The organism is Collimonas sp. GW821-FHT02H07, assembly GCF_059421505.1.
On record NZ_JBWKVC010000010.1, the window covers coordinates 54,137 to 71,851 of the forward strand.

Annotated in this window: 19 protein-coding genes and 1 riboswitch; of the genes, 5 read left to right on the forward strand and 14 right to left on the reverse strand. The window is 61.9% G+C overall.

The annotated features are described in order from the left end of the window. Positions 1 to 12: 12 nt before the first annotated feature. The 10 genes from gspK to AC07V8_RS16270 all read right to left on the reverse strand — a co-directional run bounded on the left by gspK (position 13) and on the right by AC07V8_RS16270 (position 6,240). Entirely contained in the window at positions 13 to 1,014 is a 1,002-nt protein-coding gene (gene gspK / locus AC07V8_RS16225; RefSeq protein ID WP_494679674.1) for a type II secretion system minor pseudopilin GspK, read from the reverse strand. After that, the gene (locus tag AC07V8_RS16230; protein ID WP_494679673.1) at positions 1,011 to 1,664 is read right to left on the reverse strand and encodes a PulJ/GspJ family protein; all 654 of its coding nucleotides are present in this window, start codon (positions 1,662 to 1,664) and stop codon (positions 1,011 to 1,013) included. The genes gspK and AC07V8_RS16230 overlap by 4 nt, the downstream gene beginning before the upstream one ends. After that, complete coding sequence (gene gspI / locus AC07V8_RS16235) at positions 1,654 to 2,046, reverse strand: type II secretion system minor pseudopilin GspI (RefSeq protein WP_494679672.1); 393 nt, start codon at positions 2,044 to 2,046, stop codon at positions 1,654 to 1,656. The genes AC07V8_RS16230 and gspI overlap by 11 nt, the downstream gene beginning before the upstream one ends. Then, positions 2,047 to 2,544, reverse strand: coding sequence for a GspH/FimT family pseudopilin (locus tag AC07V8_RS16240; RefSeq protein ID WP_494679671.1), 498 nt, complete (start codon positions 2,542 to 2,544; stop codon positions 2,047 to 2,049). It lies immediately after the preceding gene. Positions 2,545 to 2,546: 2 nt separating this feature from the next. Further along, entirely contained in the window at positions 2,547 to 2,963 is a 417-nt protein-coding gene (gene gspG, locus AC07V8_RS16245; protein WP_304441860.1) for a type II secretion system major pseudopilin GspG, read from the reverse strand. 276 nt (positions 2,964 to 3,239) lie between these two features. Next, on the reverse strand, positions 3,240 to 4,256 hold the full coding sequence (locus AC07V8_RS16250) for an NAD(P)H-dependent glycerol-3-phosphate dehydrogenase (protein WP_494679670.1): 1,017 nt from the start codon (positions 4,254 to 4,256) through the stop codon (positions 3,240 to 3,242). 61 nt (positions 4,257 to 4,317) lie between these two features. Next, entirely contained in the window at positions 4,318 to 4,776 is a 459-nt protein-coding gene (locus AC07V8_RS16255; protein WP_098494338.1) for an SH3 domain-containing protein, read from the reverse strand. A gap of 140 nt (positions 4,777 to 4,916) precedes the next feature. Beyond that, positions 4,917 to 5,420, reverse strand: coding sequence for a protein-export chaperone SecB (secB, locus tag AC07V8_RS16260; protein ID WP_494679669.1), 504 nt, complete (start codon positions 5,418 to 5,420; stop codon positions 4,917 to 4,919). 108 nt (positions 5,421 to 5,528) lie between these two features. After that, on the reverse strand, positions 5,529 to 5,792 hold the full coding sequence (grxC, locus tag AC07V8_RS16265; RefSeq protein ID WP_098494339.1) for a glutaredoxin 3: 264 nt from the start codon (positions 5,790 to 5,792) through the stop codon (positions 5,529 to 5,531). A gap of 46 nt (positions 5,793 to 5,838) precedes the next feature. Next, positions 5,839 to 6,240: a rhodanese-like domain-containing protein gene (locus AC07V8_RS16270; RefSeq protein WP_494679668.1), complete on the reverse strand. Its 402-nt coding sequence runs from the start codon at positions 6,238 to 6,240 to the stop codon at positions 5,839 to 5,841. A gap of 164 nt (positions 6,241 to 6,404) precedes the next feature. On the opposite strand from AC07V8_RS16270, the gene gpmA reads away from it, so the two are divergent. The 5 genes from gpmA (at position 6,405) to AC07V8_RS16295 (ending at position 13,070) form a co-directional block, all read left to right on the forward strand. Continuing rightward, a complete protein-coding gene (gpmA, locus tag AC07V8_RS16275) occupies positions 6,405 to 7,151 on the forward strand; it encodes a 2,3-diphosphoglycerate-dependent phosphoglycerate mutase (protein ID WP_494679667.1) in 747 nt (248 codons plus the stop codon). 89 nt (positions 7,152 to 7,240) lie between these two features. Beyond that, positions 7,241 to 8,692 carry a murein hydrolase activator EnvC family protein gene (locus AC07V8_RS16280; RefSeq protein ID WP_494679666.1) on the forward strand — a complete coding sequence of 484 codons (1,452 nt, stop codon included), beginning with the start codon at positions 7,241 to 7,243 and terminating at the stop codon, positions 8,690 to 8,692. Between the two features lie 3 nt (positions 8,693 to 8,695). Next, entirely contained in the window at positions 8,696 to 10,210 is a 1,515-nt protein-coding gene (locus AC07V8_RS16285) for a S41 family peptidase (RefSeq protein WP_494679665.1), read from the forward strand. Positions 10,211 to 10,321: 111 nt separating this feature from the next. Further along, complete coding sequence (locus AC07V8_RS16290) at positions 10,322 to 11,077, forward strand: HesA/MoeB/ThiF family protein (protein WP_494679664.1); 756 nt, start codon at positions 10,322 to 10,324, stop codon at positions 11,075 to 11,077. 187 nt (positions 11,078 to 11,264) lie between these two features. Then, on the forward strand, positions 11,265 to 13,070 hold the full coding sequence (locus AC07V8_RS16295; protein WP_494679663.1) for an alkaline phosphatase D family protein: 1,806 nt from the start codon (positions 11,265 to 11,267) through the stop codon (positions 13,068 to 13,070). Positions 13,071 to 13,130: 60 nt separating this feature from the next. Here AC07V8_RS16295 and AC07V8_RS16300 read toward each other — a convergent pair whose 3' ends face one another. The 4 genes from AC07V8_RS16300 to AC07V8_RS16315 form a co-directional block, all read right to left on the reverse strand. After that, on the reverse strand, positions 13,131 to 13,661 hold the full coding sequence (locus tag AC07V8_RS16300) for a 6,7-dimethyl-8-ribityllumazine synthase (RefSeq protein ID WP_494679662.1): 531 nt from the start codon (positions 13,659 to 13,661) through the stop codon (positions 13,131 to 13,133). 172 nt (positions 13,662 to 13,833) lie between these two features. Beyond that, positions 13,834 to 13,990: riboswitch (FMN riboswitch) on the reverse strand. A gap of 82 nt (positions 13,991 to 14,072) precedes the next feature. Then, positions 14,073 to 14,831, reverse strand: a complete 759-nt coding sequence (locus AC07V8_RS16305) for an ABC transporter ATP-binding protein (protein WP_494679661.1) — start codon at positions 14,829 to 14,831, stop codon at positions 14,073 to 14,075. Beyond that, positions 14,824 to 16,626 (reverse strand): branched-chain amino acid ABC transporter ATP-binding protein/permease, encoded by a 1,803-nt coding sequence (locus tag AC07V8_RS16310; protein WP_494679660.1) that lies wholly within the window; start codon positions 16,624 to 16,626, stop codon positions 14,824 to 14,826. Before AC07V8_RS16310 ends, AC07V8_RS16305 begins: the two co-directional genes overlap by 8 nt. After that, positions 16,626 to 17,687 carry a branched-chain amino acid ABC transporter permease gene (locus tag AC07V8_RS16315; RefSeq protein WP_494679659.1) on the reverse strand — a complete coding sequence of 354 codons (1,062 nt, stop codon included), beginning with the start codon at positions 17,685 to 17,687 and terminating at the stop codon, positions 16,626 to 16,628. The genes AC07V8_RS16310 and AC07V8_RS16315 overlap by 1 nt, the downstream gene beginning before the upstream one ends. Positions 17,688 to 17,715: the final 28 nt, after the last annotated feature.

Genomic DNA, 17,715 nt, shown 5'->3' on the forward strand with positions numbered 1-17,715 from the left:
CGCATCTTCCATTTATTGTTCTCTAATCCACACGATATTGGTGCTGGCGCCGTTATCGGCACGGTTCAGCAAGGATACGGTATTCAGGGCGGCGCGACCCATGCGAATCTTGCCGTAGACCAAAAAATTTTTGCTGGAAACCTCGATATACGCGTTTGCCGGTACTGTTATGTTGAACAGGTTTGACAGCTGCGCCGTGAAATTGGCGATATCGGTAAATGGCGCTGTACGCCGCATAGCTACCAGCGTATTGGCCTGCGCCAGCGACAAGTTAGGAAAACGGGAAGCCAGCACCTCGGCCGACGCTGTGTTCGCGTTGATCGGCGTGGGGCCTCCGGTCCAGGGCAGCACCACCACATAATCCTGCAGCTGGCGCACGATGTCCGGTGTGAATCCAGGCACCGACAGCAAATCGTCGACCTGCATCATCGGCAATGTCGAACTGGCGGTGGTTACAGCGTTCCCCGGTTGCCCGGCCGGCGGCGTGCTTGGCGGGGTGGTCGACGGCGCGGCCGGCAGCCCTTGCGCGATGGCCTGGGCCGCCGCCGTGGCCAGCGTGCCGGACAGGCGCAGATTACTCAGCAGGCGTTTGAAAGCGGCCACCTCATCGGGGGACGGCTTGCCGCCCACGCTCAGGTTATTCAGGTTGTAGCGCGATTGGGCATCGACGATATGGCCGGAAAGGATGGCGTCGCCGGCGTCGCCAACTGCCTGTCCGTCTTCCACATATTGGTCGAGGCGGGTATCAGCCAGGGGCGCAGCCCATGGCTGTCCCAGATAGTCGTAACGGAATTGCTTGCCGCTGGCGCGCAGGATCATGCTGGCCCAATCCAGCGCGCCGCGCATGATCCAGTTTTTCTGCAGCTGCAGGCGCTGGTTTTCGATCGAGCGCACCTGCACCTGCTGCTGCCAGAACAGGCTGGCGACGATGGTGACCGCCAGCGTGGTCAGCAGCAAGGCCGTCACTACCGCGACGCCGCGCTGGGCATAGCGGCTCCGCAGCGCGCGCCTCATGAGGCCCCCAGCAGGAAAGTCTTGGCCATGGCGCCGCTGCGGCCGCGCAGCTGCAGCGCCACCTGCAAGCCGGTCCATTTGTTGGCGTTGACGTTGCTGTCCTGGCTGCCGGCGCTGATGGCGGAAGACGGACGCCAGCCTTGCTGGTCGCTGCCCCACACCTGCGTCTGCATGCTGGCGATATCGGATTGCAACAGCACCGCCTGGCTGTTGGCGCCGTCGCCGCTATCGTTGAGCGCGTTCTGCCACAAGGTATCGATCACGCTCGGATCGCGCGTCGCCACCGATTCCTGGCGCGTCAGGCGGCCGTCGCGCAGACGGTAATCCACCACCTGCAGACGGGTCGGCTGCTGGTCGGCGAACACCAGCCGCACCATCAGCAAGCGCCCCGGCTCCGCCGATAAATAGGGACGCGTGGTCATCAGCATCTTGGGAGCGATTTGGGCGCAGTCGCTTTGCAGCTGGGCAAACGTCAATTGCATGCCGCGCGTCTGCTCCATTTCCGCCGTCAGCGAAATCCGCGAACGCACGATGCCGTCCAGGCCGCGCCAGCCCAGTATCGCCACCATCGCCAGGATGGTGACGGCGATGATCAGTTCCACCAGCGTAAAACCGCGGCTGCCGCTTTTCAGCTTTCTGCTAACGCGCATTCGGCACCACCTGCGACAGATTGACGATGCGCCGTTCGGAGTTGGCATCGGCGAACACCGAAACTTCCACCCGCCGGAAATAGGGATTGGGCGTGCCCAGCACGTGTTCCTGGCAATACAGCGGCAGATCGCCCTGCGGACAATCGAAGGAGCGGTTGCCGATTGACGGCCATTCATGGCCGAGGCGAATTTGCGTCAGCCGGTTTTCCGCCGACCAGGAAGCCATCATGGCGGCCCGCAAGCCGCTGCTGTTCTGCGTCAGGCTGCCGACCGCGCGCAAGCTGGCGCCCAGCGCGGTGCCGACAATGACCAATGCCACCAGCACTTCCAGCAAGGTGAAACCTGCTTCGTAACGGTGGGGAGGCATGCGCAAGTTAGGCATTTATTCAACCGCAAAATGACCGATGCCATCGGCGCGGATAAGGACCGTGCTGTCGCCGCTGCTCATGGTCAAGGTAAAAGGCTTGTCGACCGGTTCGCGGCCGAAGGTGATGCGCAGGGTATTTGGCGGCGCTGCCTCGGTCGGCGCCGGATCCATGGCCAGCAGCATGGGACTGCGCTTGAAATCGCGCTGGCGCAGCATGTCGTCCTGGGCCAGCGGCTGCCAGCCGGCTTCTTCACGCACCATGAAACGATAGCTGTTGGCGTCAGCTTCGAAAGCCGTCGGACGATTGCGCAGGATGGCTTCTTCCCGCGTCAGCTGCAGCAGCAAGGCAATCCGCTTGGCGTCGTCCTGCATGACCTGGCGATCGCTGCGAAACGCGTTGAGCGACACCACGCCCAGCGTGATGCCTGCGATCACCACCACCACCAGCAGCTCCAGCAAGGTAAAGCCGCGCGCTGCACCCTGGCGCAGGTTGCGATGCGCCATGAGGGACATTATTACAAGTCCCAAGAGCCGATGTCGGCGTCGTTACCTTCACCACCCGGCTGGCCGTCGGCGCCATAGGAAAATATATCCACTTCGCCATGGATGCCGGGCGACAGGAATTGATACGGATTGCCCCAAGGGTCTTTTGGCAGCTTGTCGATATAGCCGCCGCTTTTCCAGCCATTGGCGGCGGGACCGCTGGTCGGCTTGACCACCAGCGCCTGCAAGCCCTGATCGGTGGTCGGATAACGCTGGTTGTCCAGTTTGTACAGCTTGAGCGCCTGCATCAGGGTGCCGATATCCTGGCGCGCAGCCTGGATCCGCGCATCGTCGGTGCGGCCCATCAGTTTAGGCACGACCAAGGCCGCCAGAATCCCCATGATCACCACCACCACCATGATTTCAATCAGCGTGAATCCGCGTTGCATAAGGGCAGAGCGACGTCGAACAGCCGGGAACATTGTGCTATGCATTTCTTTCCTTATCAAAAAAACCACGATCATGTTTGGAAAGGGCGATTATATGCCGCAATCGTTGCCAACAAGCAGGAGAAACGCACTTAATTGTCGTCGGCGTATTTATCCAGGTTTTGTCATTGATTTGACACAAAGAAATGATACTACTTGATGCTGCGGCAAAGCGGCATAACGACATTGCATCGCTATGTAAAATCGGCTTTGCCGGGGCCGGCTTGCTAACAGGCCCTAAGCGGCTTCTTCGCGCGGATTGCGCGACAGCAGGAGCTCCATCACGGAACGCAGGGAAGCGCCGTCGAACAGCACGCCCGCGACCGCATTGGTGATCGGCATGTCGACGCCGCGCTGCTGCGCCAGAGCACGTACGGCAGCGGCACAGCGCACGCCCTCGGCGACATGGCCGAGCTCGGTGACGATGGATGCCAGCGGCTTGCCCTGCGCCAGCCCCAGCCCGACCTTGCGGTTGCGCGACAGATCGCCGGTGCAGGTCAGGATGAGGTCGCCGACGCCGGACAAACCCATGAAGGTTTCGCTGCGGCCGCCGAGCGCCACCCCGAGCCGGGTGATTTCCGCCAGGCCGCGGGTGATCAAGGCAGCCCGCGCGTTCAAGCCGAGTCCCAGGCCATCGGCGACGCCGGTGGCAATCGCCAGGATGTTCTTTACCGCGCCGCCGACTTCAACCCCGATCAGGTCGTCGGTCGAATACACCCGGATGTTATCGCCATGCACCGCCGCCACCACCTGCTCGCACAAGCCCGCATGGACGCTCGCGACCGACAAGGCGCAAGGCAGGCCGCGCGCGACTTCTTGCGCAAACGACGGCCCCGACAGCGCCGCCGCCGGCATCGCATCGCCCAGCACCTCGCGCACGATCTGGTGCGGCAGCAGGCTGGTGTTTTCTTCAAAGCCCTTGCACAGCCAGACGATATTCGGGGTCGGATAGGCTTGCAGCTGCTGCGCCAGTTCACGCAAGCCGGCCACCGAGGATGCCACGATCAGCAAGCCTTCCGCCTGGGCGGCGGCCGCGTCGCCGGTGACATGGGCGACGGCCTGCGAGAAATCGGCCGAGAGGCGCAGATTGTCCGGCAAGGGGAAACCGGGCAGATAGACGCTGTTTTCGCGCTGCGCGGCGGCTGCCGCCATGGTGTCGGGATTCCGTCCCCACAGCGTCACGCTATGGCGCTGCGCCAGGGTGATCGCCAGCGCCGTGCCCCAGGCGCCAGCGCCAAGTACAGTTATATTCATCGATGGAATGGTGGGTTCAGAAGACACGGGCGGCTAGAAATGACAAAAATACGAGGAAGAATCAATCGCCCCAGACCTCGGCCGCCTTGACGTAGCCGCTCTGGCCGTCGCGATGGCGCACTTTGGCCCAGCCCGAGGCGACCGGATCGACCAGTTCCAGCAACACGCCCTTGTCGGCGCTGAACACGACTGCGGCGGCGTCGTCAGGATTGGCGCGAATCTTGGCATTGGCCACGGTCACCTGCAGGTTGCGCTTGGCGACCAGTCCCTTGGACTGCAGCCACGACAAATCGCCGCTGGCGTCGCGCACTTTGGTCCATTCGCCGTAGGTCAGCACCACTTCGACCGGCATGCCGCGCGGTGCAACCGCTACGCGCCGGCCTTTTTCCGAAGGCGCATCGTATAACACCACGGGTGCTGCGCCAACCGCCTTGAAATCGAGGGCGTGGGCAGAACCGGCAACGCCGAGCGAGCTTCCCAGCAACAACGCGGCGGCAGCGGCTATGCGTGCAAAATTCATCTATTGGTCTCCAGTTGCAGCGAGGGTTGCCGCAAAATCACAGGGAAAAGCTGCGGGCGGGCGCCCTCTCCTTGCCGCGATCATCCGCGGCCGGCGCCGGCGGCCGGCACTGCGCCAGGCCGCCGCTGCGCCTTGCGAAATTAGTTGATGGTTGTCGAGCCGTCAACCGCGATGCTGTCGCCGCTGCCTTTTTGCGCTTGCTCGGCCAGTGCCTGCAGACGCTGTTGATAGAACACTTCGAAATTGATTTCGGCCAGGTGGATAGGCGGGAAACCGGCACGCGTGATGGCGTCCGCCAGATTGGCGCGCAGATACGGGTAGACGATGTTCGGGCAGCCGATGCCGAGCAATGGATCCAGTTGTTCGGTCGGGATGTTGCGCAGTTCGAAAATACCGGCTTGCTTGCCTTCGACCAGGAACGCGACCTTGTCTTTCACCTTGGCGGTGACGGTCACCGTCACGGTCGACTCGAAAATGCCTTCGGCCAGCGCTTCAGCGCCGACATCGACTGCCACTTCGATCTGCGGAGCCTCTTGCTCGAGAAAAATGGCCGGCGAATTCGGTTGTTCCAGCGACAAATCTTTCAGGTAGACGCGTTGAATCTGGAACACTGGTGCTTCAACTTGTTGGTTCTCTTCAGCCATGACACTCTTTCAGTTAATTTAAATTAGCCAGACGGCAATGCCTGCGACCTGGCCGGTTTTCAATGCAGTGTGCAACAATACCTGATTCCCTGGAGAAATTGCCGAAAATCAGGCGCTTTGCAGCAGGGGCTCCAGCTTGCCATCGCGATCGAGCGCATGCAAGTCGTCAAAGCCGCCGACATGGGTCGCGCCGATATAAATTTGCGGCACGGTGCGGCGGCCGGTCTTTTGCATCATGGTCTCGCGCTGCGAGGGATCGAGGTCGATCCTGATCTTTTCGATATTTTCCACGCCTTTTGCCTTCAGCAACTGCTCGGCGCGGATGCAGTATGGGCATACTGCGGTGCTATACATTACAACATGTGCTGTCATGACTACTCTTCCTTGTTCAACCCCAACGCCAGCCAGCTGGCGGCACTTATTTGACGGTAGGCAGGCCCTGGGTCTGCCAGGCGGCGATGCCGCCTTCCAGGTTATAGGCCTGGGCAAAGCCGGCCTGGGTCAATTGCGCTACCGCCTTGGTGGCCTGGCTGCCGGTCTGGCACACCACCAGCACATTCTTTGCTTTAAACTTGTCCAGTTCAGCCATGCGTTGCGGCAGGTCTTTCAAGGGGATGTTCTTGGCGTCTATCAGGTGAGCGGCGGCAAATGCATCGCTGTCACGCACATCCAGCACCAGTGTCTTGCCCTGGTTGATCAGCTGGGTGGCCTGTAAAGTCGACACCCGGTTACCGCGCTTTTGCAACAAAGGCAGCAACAGCGCGCCACCCGACAATATTGCTACTGCAATCAGAAAAATGTTATCAATCAAGAATTTCACGGGTATCCAATGGTATTAGTTAATCCCGCCATTATAAAATAGAAGCTGTAGCGCCATTCAATTCGTATCAGCTCAGCTCGAAAAACCTTTGAGCGCCGCAGCTGGATTCCGATGGCGAGCAACCGATTTCCTACTTACCTATCTAACTTAGTTAGCAAATTACCATGTACAAAATCGTATTGATGCGCCACGGCGAATCCACCTGGAACCTGGCTAACCGTTTCACCGGCTGGGTCGACGTCGACCTCACCGACAAGGGCGTGGCGGAAGCCAGGCAGGCTGGCCAGCTGCTGCTGCAAGCCGGCTTCACCTTCGACCTGGCGTATACCTCGGTGCTGAAGCGCGCGATCCGCACCTTGTGGGGCACGCTCGACGAGATGGACCTGATGTGGCTGCCGGTGAAGCATCACTGGCGCCTGAACGAGCGCCACTACGGCGCCCTGCAAGGCTTGAACAAGGCGGAAACCGCGGCCAAGTACGGCGACGAGCAAGTCATGGTATGGCGCCGCAGCTATGACACGCCGCCTATGCCGCTGGAACCGAACGATCCGCGCACTTCCTACGCCGATCCGCGCTACGCCGGCCTGAAACGCGAGGAAATCCCGCTGACCGAATGCCTGAAAGACACCGTGGCGCGTGTTTTGCCGTTCTGGAACGATGACATCGCGCCGTCCATCCGCAGCGGCAAGCGCATCATCATTTCCGCCCACGGCAACAGCCTGCGCGCCCTGATCAAGATGCTGGACGGCATCAGCGACGAGGATATCGTCGGCCTCAACATTCCTAACGGCCAGCCGCTGGTCTATGAGCTGGACGCCGACCTGAAGCCGATCAAGAGCTACTACCTGGGCGACCAGGAGGCGATAGCAGCGGCGATGAACGCCGTCGCCAGCCAGGGGAAAGCGAAATAAATATCTCGCTGGGTCATCTCCTGACACCTCTCAGCAAGCGCAACAGCAACCACGCCAGAAGCCGCCAGCCGGCGCTCCTGGCGTGGCCTTTGGCGCTGCTGCTGGCGGCCACGCTGGCAGCGGCCCAACCGGCGGCTGTCAGCGCAGCCCCCGCTAAAATCACCGAACGCAGCAAGCAAAAGCAGGCGGCGGAAGCGCAGCGCGCCGATTTGCGGCAAAAGCTGGACAGCCTCAAGCGCGACATCAGCCAGACCGAAACCGAGAAGGACGATGCCAGCGACGCCCTGGCCGACTCCGAGGAAGCCGTTTCCAAGGCCACCCGCTCCTTGCGCGACCTGAGCGCGGAGCAGCAGCAGACCGAGGCCAAGGTTGCCAGGCTGGCCAAGCAGCACGACGAACTCAGCAAGACCGTGACCCGGCAGCAGACCCAGTTGGCCAATCTGCTGCGCCAGCAGTACGTGGCAGGCAATGAGGACCGCATCAAGCTGCTGCTGTCAGGCGACAATCCGAACCGCATCAATCGCGACCTGCAATACATGGGCTATGTCTCGCAAGCGCAGGCCAAGCTGCTGGAAGCGCTGCGCGCCAACCTGGCCGCGGTGGAGGCCAACCAGACCGAAGCCCAGAACGCCAAGGACGACCTGGACGAGATCGCCCAGGAACAGCGTGACCAGAAAAAGCTGCTGGAACAGGAAAAAGCCAAGCGGGCGACGCTGCTGACCCAGCTTTCCAGCAAACTCAACAGCCAGCGCAAGGAAGCCGGCAATATCCAGCGCGACGACCAGCGCCTGTCCGGCCTGGTGGACAAGCTGGCGCAGCTGATCGAGGCGCAGAAGCAGGCGGAAGCCGCCGCCCGCGAAAAGCAGCGCCTGCAGCAGCTGGCCCAGGCAAAAGCCAAAGCCGAAGCGCTGGCGCAAGCCCAGGCGGCGCGCGAGCGCCAGCGCCTGGCGGAGCAGCAGCGCGCCGCGCAGGCCGCAAAGCCGCCAGCAACGGACGGCACGGTCAAACCCAAGCCGGTCAATCCGGACGCCATCGACGACGATCAGCCGCCCGTGGTGGCGGTCACGCCGCCGGCGCCCGTGCCGCCGCTGGCGCGCAACGAGCTGACGCCGGAGCCCGAGGTCAAGGATGTCTCTTATGGCAAGCCGTTCGAATCCCTGCGCGGCCAGTTGCGGCTACCGGTACGGGGCGACGTCATGGCGCGCTTCGGCAGCAAGCGCGGCGACGGCCCGAGCTGGAAAGGCCTGTTCATCCGCACCCCGGAAGGCACCGAAGTCAAGGCGGTCGCCTCTGGCCGCGTCGTGTTTGCCGACTGGCTGCGCGGCTTCGGCAACCTGATCATTGTCGACCACGGCAACCAGTACATGACTATTTACGGTAATAATCAGGCATTATTGAAGCGCCCCGGCGATGCGGTTAAAGCCGGCGACGTGATTGCCAATGCCGGCAACAGCGGCGGCAATGAACAATCAGGTTTATACTTTGAAATTCGGCATCAAGGCCGTGCGTTTGACCCACTCGGATGGGTAACTACTAGGTGAAACATGGGCAGTAAGCTTAAAAATATCGGTCTAATCAGTTTAGGCGTCATCGCGGGCATCGGCGCCTCTATCCAGTTCGACGCCATTGCGCAGAAGAGTGCCGCCGCGCCGTTGCCGCTGGAAGAATTGCGGCAGCTGGCCGATGTGTTCGGACTGATCAAGTCCGACTATGTGGAACCGGCGGACGACAAGAAGCTGCTGACCGAAGCCATTTCCGGCATGGTGGCTTCGCTCGACCCGCACTCGGCCTATCTGGACAAGAAAGCCTACAAAGAGTTGCGCGAGAGCACGCAAGGCAAATTCGTCGGGCTCGGCATCGAAGTCGGCATGGAAGAAGGCTACATCAAGGTGGTCTCGCCGATCGAGGACTCGCCGGCCTACCGCGCCGGCATCAAGGCGGGCGACCTGATCACCCGCCTCGACGCCACCCCGGTCAAGGGCCTGACCCTGGAGCAGGCCGTCAAGCGCATGCGCGGCGAACCGAACACCAAGATCACCCTGACCATTTCGCGCAAGGATGAAGACAAGCCGCTGATCTTCAACATCACGCGCCAGGAAATCCGCGTCCAGAGCGTCAAGTCGAAAGTGGTCGAACCGGGCTATGCGTGGTTGCGCATCACCCAGTTCCAGGAACCGACGGTGGACGACATGGCCAAGAAAATCGCCGCCATCTACGCCCAGGAGCCGAACCTGAAAGGCCTGGTGCTGGACCTGCGCAACGATCCGGGCGGCGTGCTGCCAGGCGCGATCGGCGTTTCCGCCGCCTTCCTGCCCAAGGATTCGGTGGTGGTGACCACCAACGGCCAGCTGCCGAGCTCCAAGGCTTCGTTCTACGCCAAGCGCGAATACTATGCCAACCCGGGCAACGACCCGCTGGCGCGCCTGCCTGACGCCTTGAAGAAGGTGCCGATGGTGGTGCTGGTCAATACCGGTTCCGCCTCCGCTTCGGAAATCGTCGCCGGCGCCCTGCAAGACTACAAGCGCGCCACCATCATGGGCACCCAGACCTTCGGCAAGGGTTCGGTGCAATCGGTGATCGCCCTGCCGCCGGACCGCAACACCGCGGTCAAGCTGACCACCGCGCGCTACTACACGCCCAACGGCCGTTCGATCCAGGCCAAGGGCATCGTGCCGGACGTCATGGTGGATGAATATGCCGACGGCGACGGCCTGAACGGACTGCGCCTGCGCGAAGCCGACCTCACCAAGCATCTGAGCAACGACACCGACAAGGGTCCTGAGATCAAGGCGAAGGTGGATGAACTGGAAGAAGCGCAACGGATCGCTGCGGCCGAGAAAAAGCGCAAGCCATTGGAATACGGCGGCAAGGATGACTTCCAGCTGGTGCAAGCGCTCAACCAGCTGAAGGGCTTGCCGGTGCAGATATCCAAGATCAAGCCGGAAATCCGTTCGGAAAGCGACAAGGACGACAAGGCCGATCCGGCTGCCGGCGCCATCATCCGTAAAGATGAACCGGGCAACGACAAGACGGACGGCAAGAAGGGCGATAAAAAATAATCGCTTTTCACGCTACACTAAGGCCGCAGCGATGCGGCCTTTTTTTATGGATGCGGCGCTTGGCCGATACGGCAGCACAACTTACCTATTTGACAGTTTCGACAGTTTCTTATGAACGACCAGCAATTACTCCGCTATTCACGCCACATCCTGCTGGACGATATCGATATCGCCGGCCAGGAGAAATTCCTGGCGGCGCATGCGCTCATCGTCGGCGCCGGCGGTCTCGGCTCGCCGGCGGCGATGTACCTGGCGTCGGCCGGCGTTGGCCGCATTACGCTGGTGGATAACGACACGGTCGACCTCACCAACCTGCAGCGGCAGATCCTGCATACCAGCGACCGCGTCGGCCAGGCCAAGGTCAGTTCCGGCAAGACCGCCATGGCGCAGATCAATCCGGAAATCGACATCATCGCCCTGCCCGAACGCGCGGATCAGGCGCGCCTGCAGCAGTTGATAAGCGATGCCGATGTGGTGATCGACTGCAGCGACAACTTCGCCACCCGCCAAGCCATCAACCGTGCCTGCGTCGCTTTGAAAGTACCGCTGGTGTCGGGCGCGGCGATCCAGTTCGACGGCCAGATCAGCGTCTTCGATCCGCGCTCCGAGACATCGCCCTGCTACGCCTGCCTGTTTCCGCCGGACCGCGCATTTGAAGAAGTGGCCTGCTCCACCATGGGCGTGTTTGCACCGCTGGTCGGCATCATCGGCAGCATGCAGGCGGCCGAAGCGCTCAAGCTGATTGCCGGCATCGGCGCCTCCCTGGCGGGCGTCCTGCTGATGCTGGATGCGCGCAGCATGGAGTGGACCCGCATCGGCGTCGCCCGCGATGCCGGCTGCCCGGTGTGCGGCGCGCAACATCCCTGAGCACGCATTGCGGGGAACTGCCCGCGAACCGGCGTTTATGCAATTACCGGATTGATGATTAGTAACAACCCTCGGATTGCCGGTTTTTCCTTCCTGCAACTCACTCCGTTGCTTTAAATTACGTCTTGTTATCGTGTCATCAAATGCTGCGATAAACATCACATAACTATAAGCAGGAGATAAAGCAATGAAGCGCAGACAGTTTTTGAAAGGCTCGGCATTTTTCACGGTAGTAGCAGCAACATCGGGAATACTCAGCGCTTGCGGCGGCAGCGCCGATATCGGCGGCGGCAGTCCGGGAATGTTCGCCTTTCCGCAGGGGATTGCCTCCGGCGACCCGAAGGATAGCAGCGTCGTATTCTGGGGGCGGGTGGTGCGCAACAACAGCGCCATTGCCGACGCCATCGATGTCCGCCTGGATGTCTCCACCAGGCCGGATTTCTCGACCTTCACGACGCAAGTCAACCTGAGCGCCAGCGCCGACTACGATTTCACGGTACGCGCCAAGGTCACGCAGCTCACTCCCGACACCGTCTATTACTACCGGTTTACCGCCGGCAGCGACGTCAGCGTCACCGCCCAGACCAAGACCGCGCCGCTCGCCGGCAGCAGCAACAGCCAGGTGCGCTTTGCCTGGTTCACCTGCCAGGACTGGTCGGTCAACCACTGGCAGGCAATGTCCTTGCTGGCGCAGGAAAGCCTGGATTTCGTGGTGCACGTCGGCGACTACATCTATGAAACCGTGGGTGCCTCGTTCCAGACCGGCGGCGCAGAACCGGCGCACGGCACGATCAAGCTGCCGGACGGCCTGGCGCATCCGGGCAGCGGCGTCTACGCCAATACACTCAACGACTACCGCACCCTGTACCGCACCTACAAGACCGATGCGCGCCTGCAGAGCATCCATCATCAATTCCCGGTCATCGCGATCTGGGACGATCACGAATTCTCCGACGATTGCTGGCAAGACCATCAGGTCTACACCAATGAAAACAAGCAGCAGACCGCGCGCCGCCGCAGCGCAACCCAGGCCTGGGCGGAATATACGCCTATCGATTTCGGCGACCTCTCCTTCGACCTCAACAACAGCAGCTACCAGAACATCCGCATCTATCGCGATTTCCGCTTCGGCAAACTGGTGCACCTGGTGATGACCGACGAGCGCCTGTACCGCGACGACCACATCGTCAGCGAACAATCGGTGGCGCAGCAGCTGGGCCATGATCCAGTCAACGGCGACGATTCGATCGGTTCGCGCTACTTTGTGCCGCAGCCGCTCTTGCTGCAGATGGAAGCGCAGGAAAGCGCCAGGCTGGGACGCGCGCCGTCGATACTCGGCCCGACGCAAACGCAATGGTGGAAAGACACTCTGAAAAATTCGGATGCGACCTGGAAGGTATGGGGCAATGAAATCATGCTGAGCCGCATGTGGGCCGACCTGACGCCGCCGGCGCTGGGCATTCCGCCGCCTTACAACCAGCTGTACGTGATCAATTGCGACTCATGGGACGGCTTCCCCAGCCACAAGGCGGAACTGCTGTCTTACCTGCATACGCAAAACATCCAGAACGTGGTGGCCATCACCGGCGACCTGCACGCTTTCCAGTGCGGCGTGGTGCGCGCCAATCCCGGCGACCTGAACAGTCCGCCGGTGCTGGTGGATTTCCTGACGGCCGGCATCAGCAGCCAGTCCTTCTACAACTACATCAAGTCCGGCGCCGCTGTCGTCAATCCGCTGCTGGGCGCACTGGTGCAGACGCCGCAGACTTTCGACAGCCTGCTGAAACACTTCAATCCCGACTTTGCCTATGTCGACCACGATGCCCAGGGCTACGCCACGGCCACCATCACCAGCGACAGCATGGTCGTGGTGTTCAACAAGGTCAAGCCGCTGGCCGGCGACGGCAGCGCGCCGGCGCAACCCTTGCTGAAGCGCACCCGCATGACGCTCGCCAGGGGCTCCACCACGCCGCTGGTCGAAGACAACATCTGATCGGATATCGATGCGCGCTGTCGCCGGCCGAGACAACGGCAGGCGACAGCGGAGCAGCCTTTAAGCGCTATGCAAGGTGCGCACTGCGCCGACCGCCTGCATGGCCTTCAGCGTGCGCAGCTTCTGGATGGTGTCGGCGCAGGCGCGCGCCGCTTCCGCCCCCTTCACCAGGAAATGCTCGAAGAAATACTTGCGATGTTCTTCGCCGCCGTGGAAATGGTGCGGAGTCAGCACCGCCGACAACACTGGCACGCCGGTTTCCAGCTGCACCTGCATCAGCCCGTCGATCACCGCGTGAGCGACGAATTCATGGCGATAGATGCCGCCGTCCACCACCAGCGCGGTGGCCACGACCGCGGCGTAGCGGCCGCTGTTGGCCAGCAGCTTGGCATGCAAGGGAATCTCAAAGGTGCCGGCGACTTCGAAGAAATCGATGTCTTGTTCGCTGTAGCCGGCTTTGGCGATTTCCGCAATGAAGGCGATGCGGCATTGATCGACAATCTCGCGGTGCCAGCCGGCCTGGATGAAAGCAATGCGTTCGTTGGCTGTGCCGGGGGTTTTGGCGTGTTGCTGTTGCTGTTGTTGTTGCATTAGAAGACTCTCCTGTTTAAATGATAAAAACAGGGCGTGTTGGATCGAAAGGAAGCGCGCACTTGTCAGGCGCCGATAAAGATCACGCCACAGATCATGCCAATGGCAATAGCGCTGCCGTCGCCTGGGCGACAGGCAGCAGGACCCTTATCAATGCTGACAGCACGGTGCAACCTGTTCTCTCTTTATCCGGACTATACCGTCGGCCCCGGGATCACACCGGGTCTGCTGACCTTGCCGCTGCAACCGCAACGACAAGCGCTCGCGGGCTATGCGCATTGCACGCAATTACCGCCGGTGGGGAATCGCACCCCGCCCTGAGAACGTCTCGGTCAATCGCTTAACCGAGCCAAGAATTTATCACATAATTTGCGGCGTCGCACAAACCGCCCCGATCCGGCATCCGCAACATCAACTGGTTTTCTTCGCCAGTCCCAGATAGGTATCGATGACCTTGGGATCATGCGCCAGTTCGGTTGCCGGTCCTTGCATGGCCATGTCGCCGGTTTCCAGCACATAGGCGTAATCGGCCGCCTGCAAGGCTGCGCGGGCATTTTGCTCAACCAGCAGGATCGCCACGCCGGTCTGCTTGAGGCGCACGATGATGTGGAAAATTTCCTTGACGATGAGCGGCGCCAGGCCGAGGCTGGGCTCATCCAGCATCAGCAGTTGCGGCTTCGCCATCAAGGCCCGTCCCAGCGCCAGCATCTGCCGTTCACCGCCGGACAGGCTGCCGGCCTGCTGGCGGCGCCTCTCCTGCAAGCGCGGAAACAGCTCGTACACCACCGCCATCTGGTCGGCGTAGCCGCTCTCCCCTGCCTGGTAGCGCCGATAGCTGCCGAGCAGCAGATTGTCCTGCACCGTCATGCTGGCGAACAGCTCGCGCTTTTCCGGCACCAGGCACATGCCGCGCGCGACCCGTGCTTCGATCGCCACGCCGGCGGTATCCTGGCCCAGCAAACGCACCGTGCCGCGCATGCTGCCGTTGGCTGGCATGGCGCCGGCGATCGCGTTCAGCATGGTCGACTTGCCGGCGCCGTTGGGGCCAATCACGGTCACGATCTGGCCGGCGCCGACCTGCAGGCTGGCGCCATGCAAGGCTTCCACCTTGCCATAGGCGACGTGCAGGTCGCTCACTTCCAGCACCGGATTGGCGACCGCGTTACGCATCGATGCCTCCCAGATAAGCTTCCAGCACGGCCGGGTCTTGCTGGATCTCGGCCGGCAAGCCTTCGGCGATCTTGCTGCCGAATTCCATCACCACCAGCCGGTCGGTCAGGTTCATGACAAAATCCATATCGTGTTCCACCAGCAAAATGCTCATCCCTTCGGCCCTCAGCTTGCGCAGCAAATCGGCGAGCGCCAGTTTTTCCTGATAACGCAAACCCGCGGCCGGTTCGTCGAGCAGCAGCAAGCTGGGATCGCAGCATAAGGCGCGGGCGATTTCCAGGATGCGCTGCTGGCCCAGCGCCAGGCTGCCGGCCTCTTCATACAATAAATGTCCGAGACCGACGCGCTCAAGCTGGGTCCTGGCCTCAAACAGCAAGCTCTGTTCTTCCGCCCGGTTCAGCCGCAGCAGGCTGGCGGCAATGCCGCTGACATCCTGGTGCGTACCGCGCAGGTGCGCGCCTATCGCCACGTTCTCCAGCACCGACATGCTGCCCATCAGGCGTACATGCTGGAAGGTGCGGGCAATCCCGCGCGCGACGATCCGGCGCGAAGGCAAGCCCGAGATCGGCTGCAAGCCCTGCTGCGTACGGAACCTGATCACGCCGCCGGTCAAAGGCAAGACCCCGGTCACCAGGTTGAACATGGTCGATTTGCCGGCGCCATTGGGACCGATCAGGCCGACGATCTGTCCCGCGCCGACGCTGAAGCTCATGTCGTTCACGGCTACCAGCCCGCCGAATTCCTTGCGCGCGTGATCGATCTCCAGCACTGCACCGGCACCGGCATGCTTGGCCCGCATCGGCAGCGCAGCCGCGGATTCAGGCGCTCTTGCTTTCACGCCGGCAGGAACCAGTTTGCGCAGATACGGCCACAGGCCGTCGCGCGCGCGCTGCAGCAGCAACACCATCAGGATGCCGAAGACGATAGTCTCGAAATTGCCGTTGGCGCCCAGCAGTTTCGGCAGCCACGATTGCAACTGATCCTTCAGCACAGTCAGCAAGGCCGATCCCAGGATCGCACCCCACACATAGCCCGCGCCGCCGACCACCGCCATGAACAGGTATTCGATGCCGGCGTTCAGGCCGAACGGCGTCGGACTCACCGAACGCTGCAGATGCGCATACAGCCAGCCCGAGACGCTGGCCAGCAAGGCCGCCAGCACAAAGATCAGCACCTTGATCCAGGCGGTATTGACGCCCATCGCTTCCGCCATCACGCCGCCGCCGTTGAGCGCCCGGATGGCGCGGCCGGAGCGCGAGTTCAAGAGATTTTGCAAGCCCGCGAGCGCCAGCAGCAGGATCGCCCAGATCAGGTAAAACATCTTGCGGCCGTTGTCGAGCTCGATGCCGAACAGCTTGACGGCGGGGATGCCGTTCAAGCCGTCGTACTTGCCCAGGAACTCCAGGTTGCCGAACAAAAAATACAGCGACAGCGCCCAGGCAATCGTGCCCAGCGGCAGGTAGTGTCCGGACAAGCGCATGGTAATGCCGCCGATCGCCAGGGCCGCCAGCGTCGTCACGCCCAGGCCGGCCAGCAGGCCGATCCAGGGCGACAGCCCGAATTGCGTACTGAGGTAGGCGGTGGAATAAGCGCCAAGGCCGACAAAAGCGGCCTGGCCGAAGGAAGTCAGGCCGCCGATGCCGGTCAGCAGCACCAGCCCCAGCGCCACGATCGCATACAGGCCGATATAGTTGGCCAGCGTGATCCAGAACTCCGGCGTCGGCAATATCGGCAGCAACAGCAGGATCGCCGCGAACGCGATGAACGGCAGTTTCACGAGAGCGAAGCGCGGCATCACTGATCCCCCTCGTCGATCTGCTTGCTGGTCAGGGAACGCCACAGCAGCACCGGGATGATCAGGGTGAATACGATCACTTCCTTGAAGGCGCTGGCCCAGAATGAAGAATACGATTCCAGCAAACCCACCAGCACAGCGCCGGCGGCCGCGATCGGGTAGCTGCCGAGGCCGCCGATGATGGCGCCGACAAAGCCTTTCAGGCCGATCAGGAAGCCGCTGTCGTAGTAGATGGTGGTCAGCGGCGCGATCAGGATGCCGCACAAGGCGCCCAGCGCGGCAGCCAGCGTAAACGCCAGCCGCCCCGCCTGCGTGGTGCCGATGCCGACCAGCCGCGCGCCGAGGCGATTGACGGCTGTAGCGCGCAGCGCCTTGCCGGACAAGGTACGCTCAAAGTAGAGATAGAGCGCAACGATCAGCAGCAGCGAGACGACGATGATCACGCAACTCTGGCCGGAAACGGTCAAGCCGCCGATCTCGAAACGCGCATCGGAAAACGAGGTGGTGCGCGACCCTTCGGCGCCGAACATCAGCAGGCCGATGCCGATCAAGGCATAGTGCACCGCTACCGACACGATCAGCAGCACCAGGGTGCTGGCCTCCGCCAGCGGCTGGAACGCCAGCCGATAGACCATCGGTCCCATCGGCACCACGATCGCCAGCGTCAGCAAGACCTGCAAGGGCATGGCCAGCGCTGCGTGGCCGTACAGCCGGGCGACGCCAAAGATCGCCAAAGGCAGCAGGATGAATTTCAGCGAAGCCAGGCTGATGCGGCGGATCAGCGCCGCACCGCTTTCGCCATGGCGGCCGATCAGCAGCATCACCGCTTCCTGCGCGAAGCTCAATACGCCAAGCGCCACCAGCAGGGTCGCCGACAAAGGAAACTTATCGGCCTGGATGGCCGCCAGCGTCAAGGCGCCGAAAGCCACGAACTCGCCCTGCGGGATAAAGATGACGCGGGTCACTGAAAACACCAGCACCAGCGCCAGGGCCAGCAGCGCATATACCGCGCCGCTGGTGATGCCATCCTGGGCCAGGATGGCGGCGATTGAGAGATCCATGTTTTTTCTATACAGCGTTTTCTATGCA

Coding starts and splice junctions, on each gene's coding strand:
- gspK (WP_494679674.1), bottom strand. CDS start 1,014: ATGAGGCGCGCGCTGCGGAGCCGCTATGCCCAGCGCGGCGTCGCGGTA.
- gpmA (WP_494679667.1), top strand. CDS start 6,405: ATGTACAAAATCGTATTGATGCGCCACGGCGAATCCACCTGGAACCTG.
- gspI (WP_494679672.1), bottom strand. CDS start 2,046: ATGCCTAACTTGCGCATGCCTCCCCACCGTTACGAAGCAGGTTTCACC.
- AC07V8_RS16310 (WP_494679660.1), bottom strand. CDS start 16,626: ATGCCGCGCTTCGCTCTCGTGAAACTGCCGTTCATCGCGTTCGCGGCG.
- AC07V8_RS16240 (WP_494679671.1), bottom strand. CDS start 2,544: ATGTCCCTCATGGCGCATCGCAACCTGCGCCAGGGTGCAGCGCGCGGC.
- AC07V8_RS16255 (WP_098494338.1), bottom strand. CDS start 4,776: ATGAATTTTGCACGCATAGCCGCTGCCGCCGCGTTGTTGCTGGGAAGC.
- AC07V8_RS16230 (WP_494679673.1), bottom strand. CDS start 1,664: ATGCGCGTTAGCAGAAAGCTGAAAAGCGGCAGCCGCGGTTTTACGCTG.
- gspG (WP_304441860.1), bottom strand. CDS start 2,963: ATGCAACGCGGATTCACGCTGATTGAAATCATGGTGGTGGTGGTGATC.
- AC07V8_RS16315 (WP_494679659.1), bottom strand. CDS start 17,687: ATGGATCTCTCAATCGCCGCCATCCTGGCCCAGGATGGCATCACCAGC.
- AC07V8_RS16305 (WP_494679661.1), bottom strand. CDS start 14,831: ATGCGTAACGCGGTCGCCAATCCGGTGCTGGAAGTGAGCGACCTGCAC.
- grxC (WP_098494339.1), bottom strand. CDS start 5,792: ATGACAGCACATGTTGTAATGTATAGCACCGCAGTATGCCCATACTGC.
- AC07V8_RS16300 (WP_494679662.1), bottom strand. CDS start 13,661: ATGCAACAACAACAGCAACAGCAACACGCCAAAACCCCCGGCACAGCC.
- secB (WP_494679669.1), bottom strand. CDS start 5,420: ATGGCTGAAGAGAACCAACAAGTTGAAGCACCAGTGTTCCAGATTCAA.
- AC07V8_RS16285 (WP_494679665.1), top strand. CDS start 8,696: ATGGGCAGTAAGCTTAAAAATATCGGTCTAATCAGTTTAGGCGTCATC.
- AC07V8_RS16290 (WP_494679664.1), top strand. CDS start 10,322: ATGAACGACCAGCAATTACTCCGCTATTCACGCCACATCCTGCTGGAC.
- AC07V8_RS16250 (WP_494679670.1), bottom strand. CDS start 4,256: ATGAATATAACTGTACTTGGCGCTGGCGCCTGGGGCACGGCGCTGGCG.
- AC07V8_RS16295 (WP_494679663.1), top strand. CDS start 11,265: ATGAAGCGCAGACAGTTTTTGAAAGGCTCGGCATTTTTCACGGTAGTA.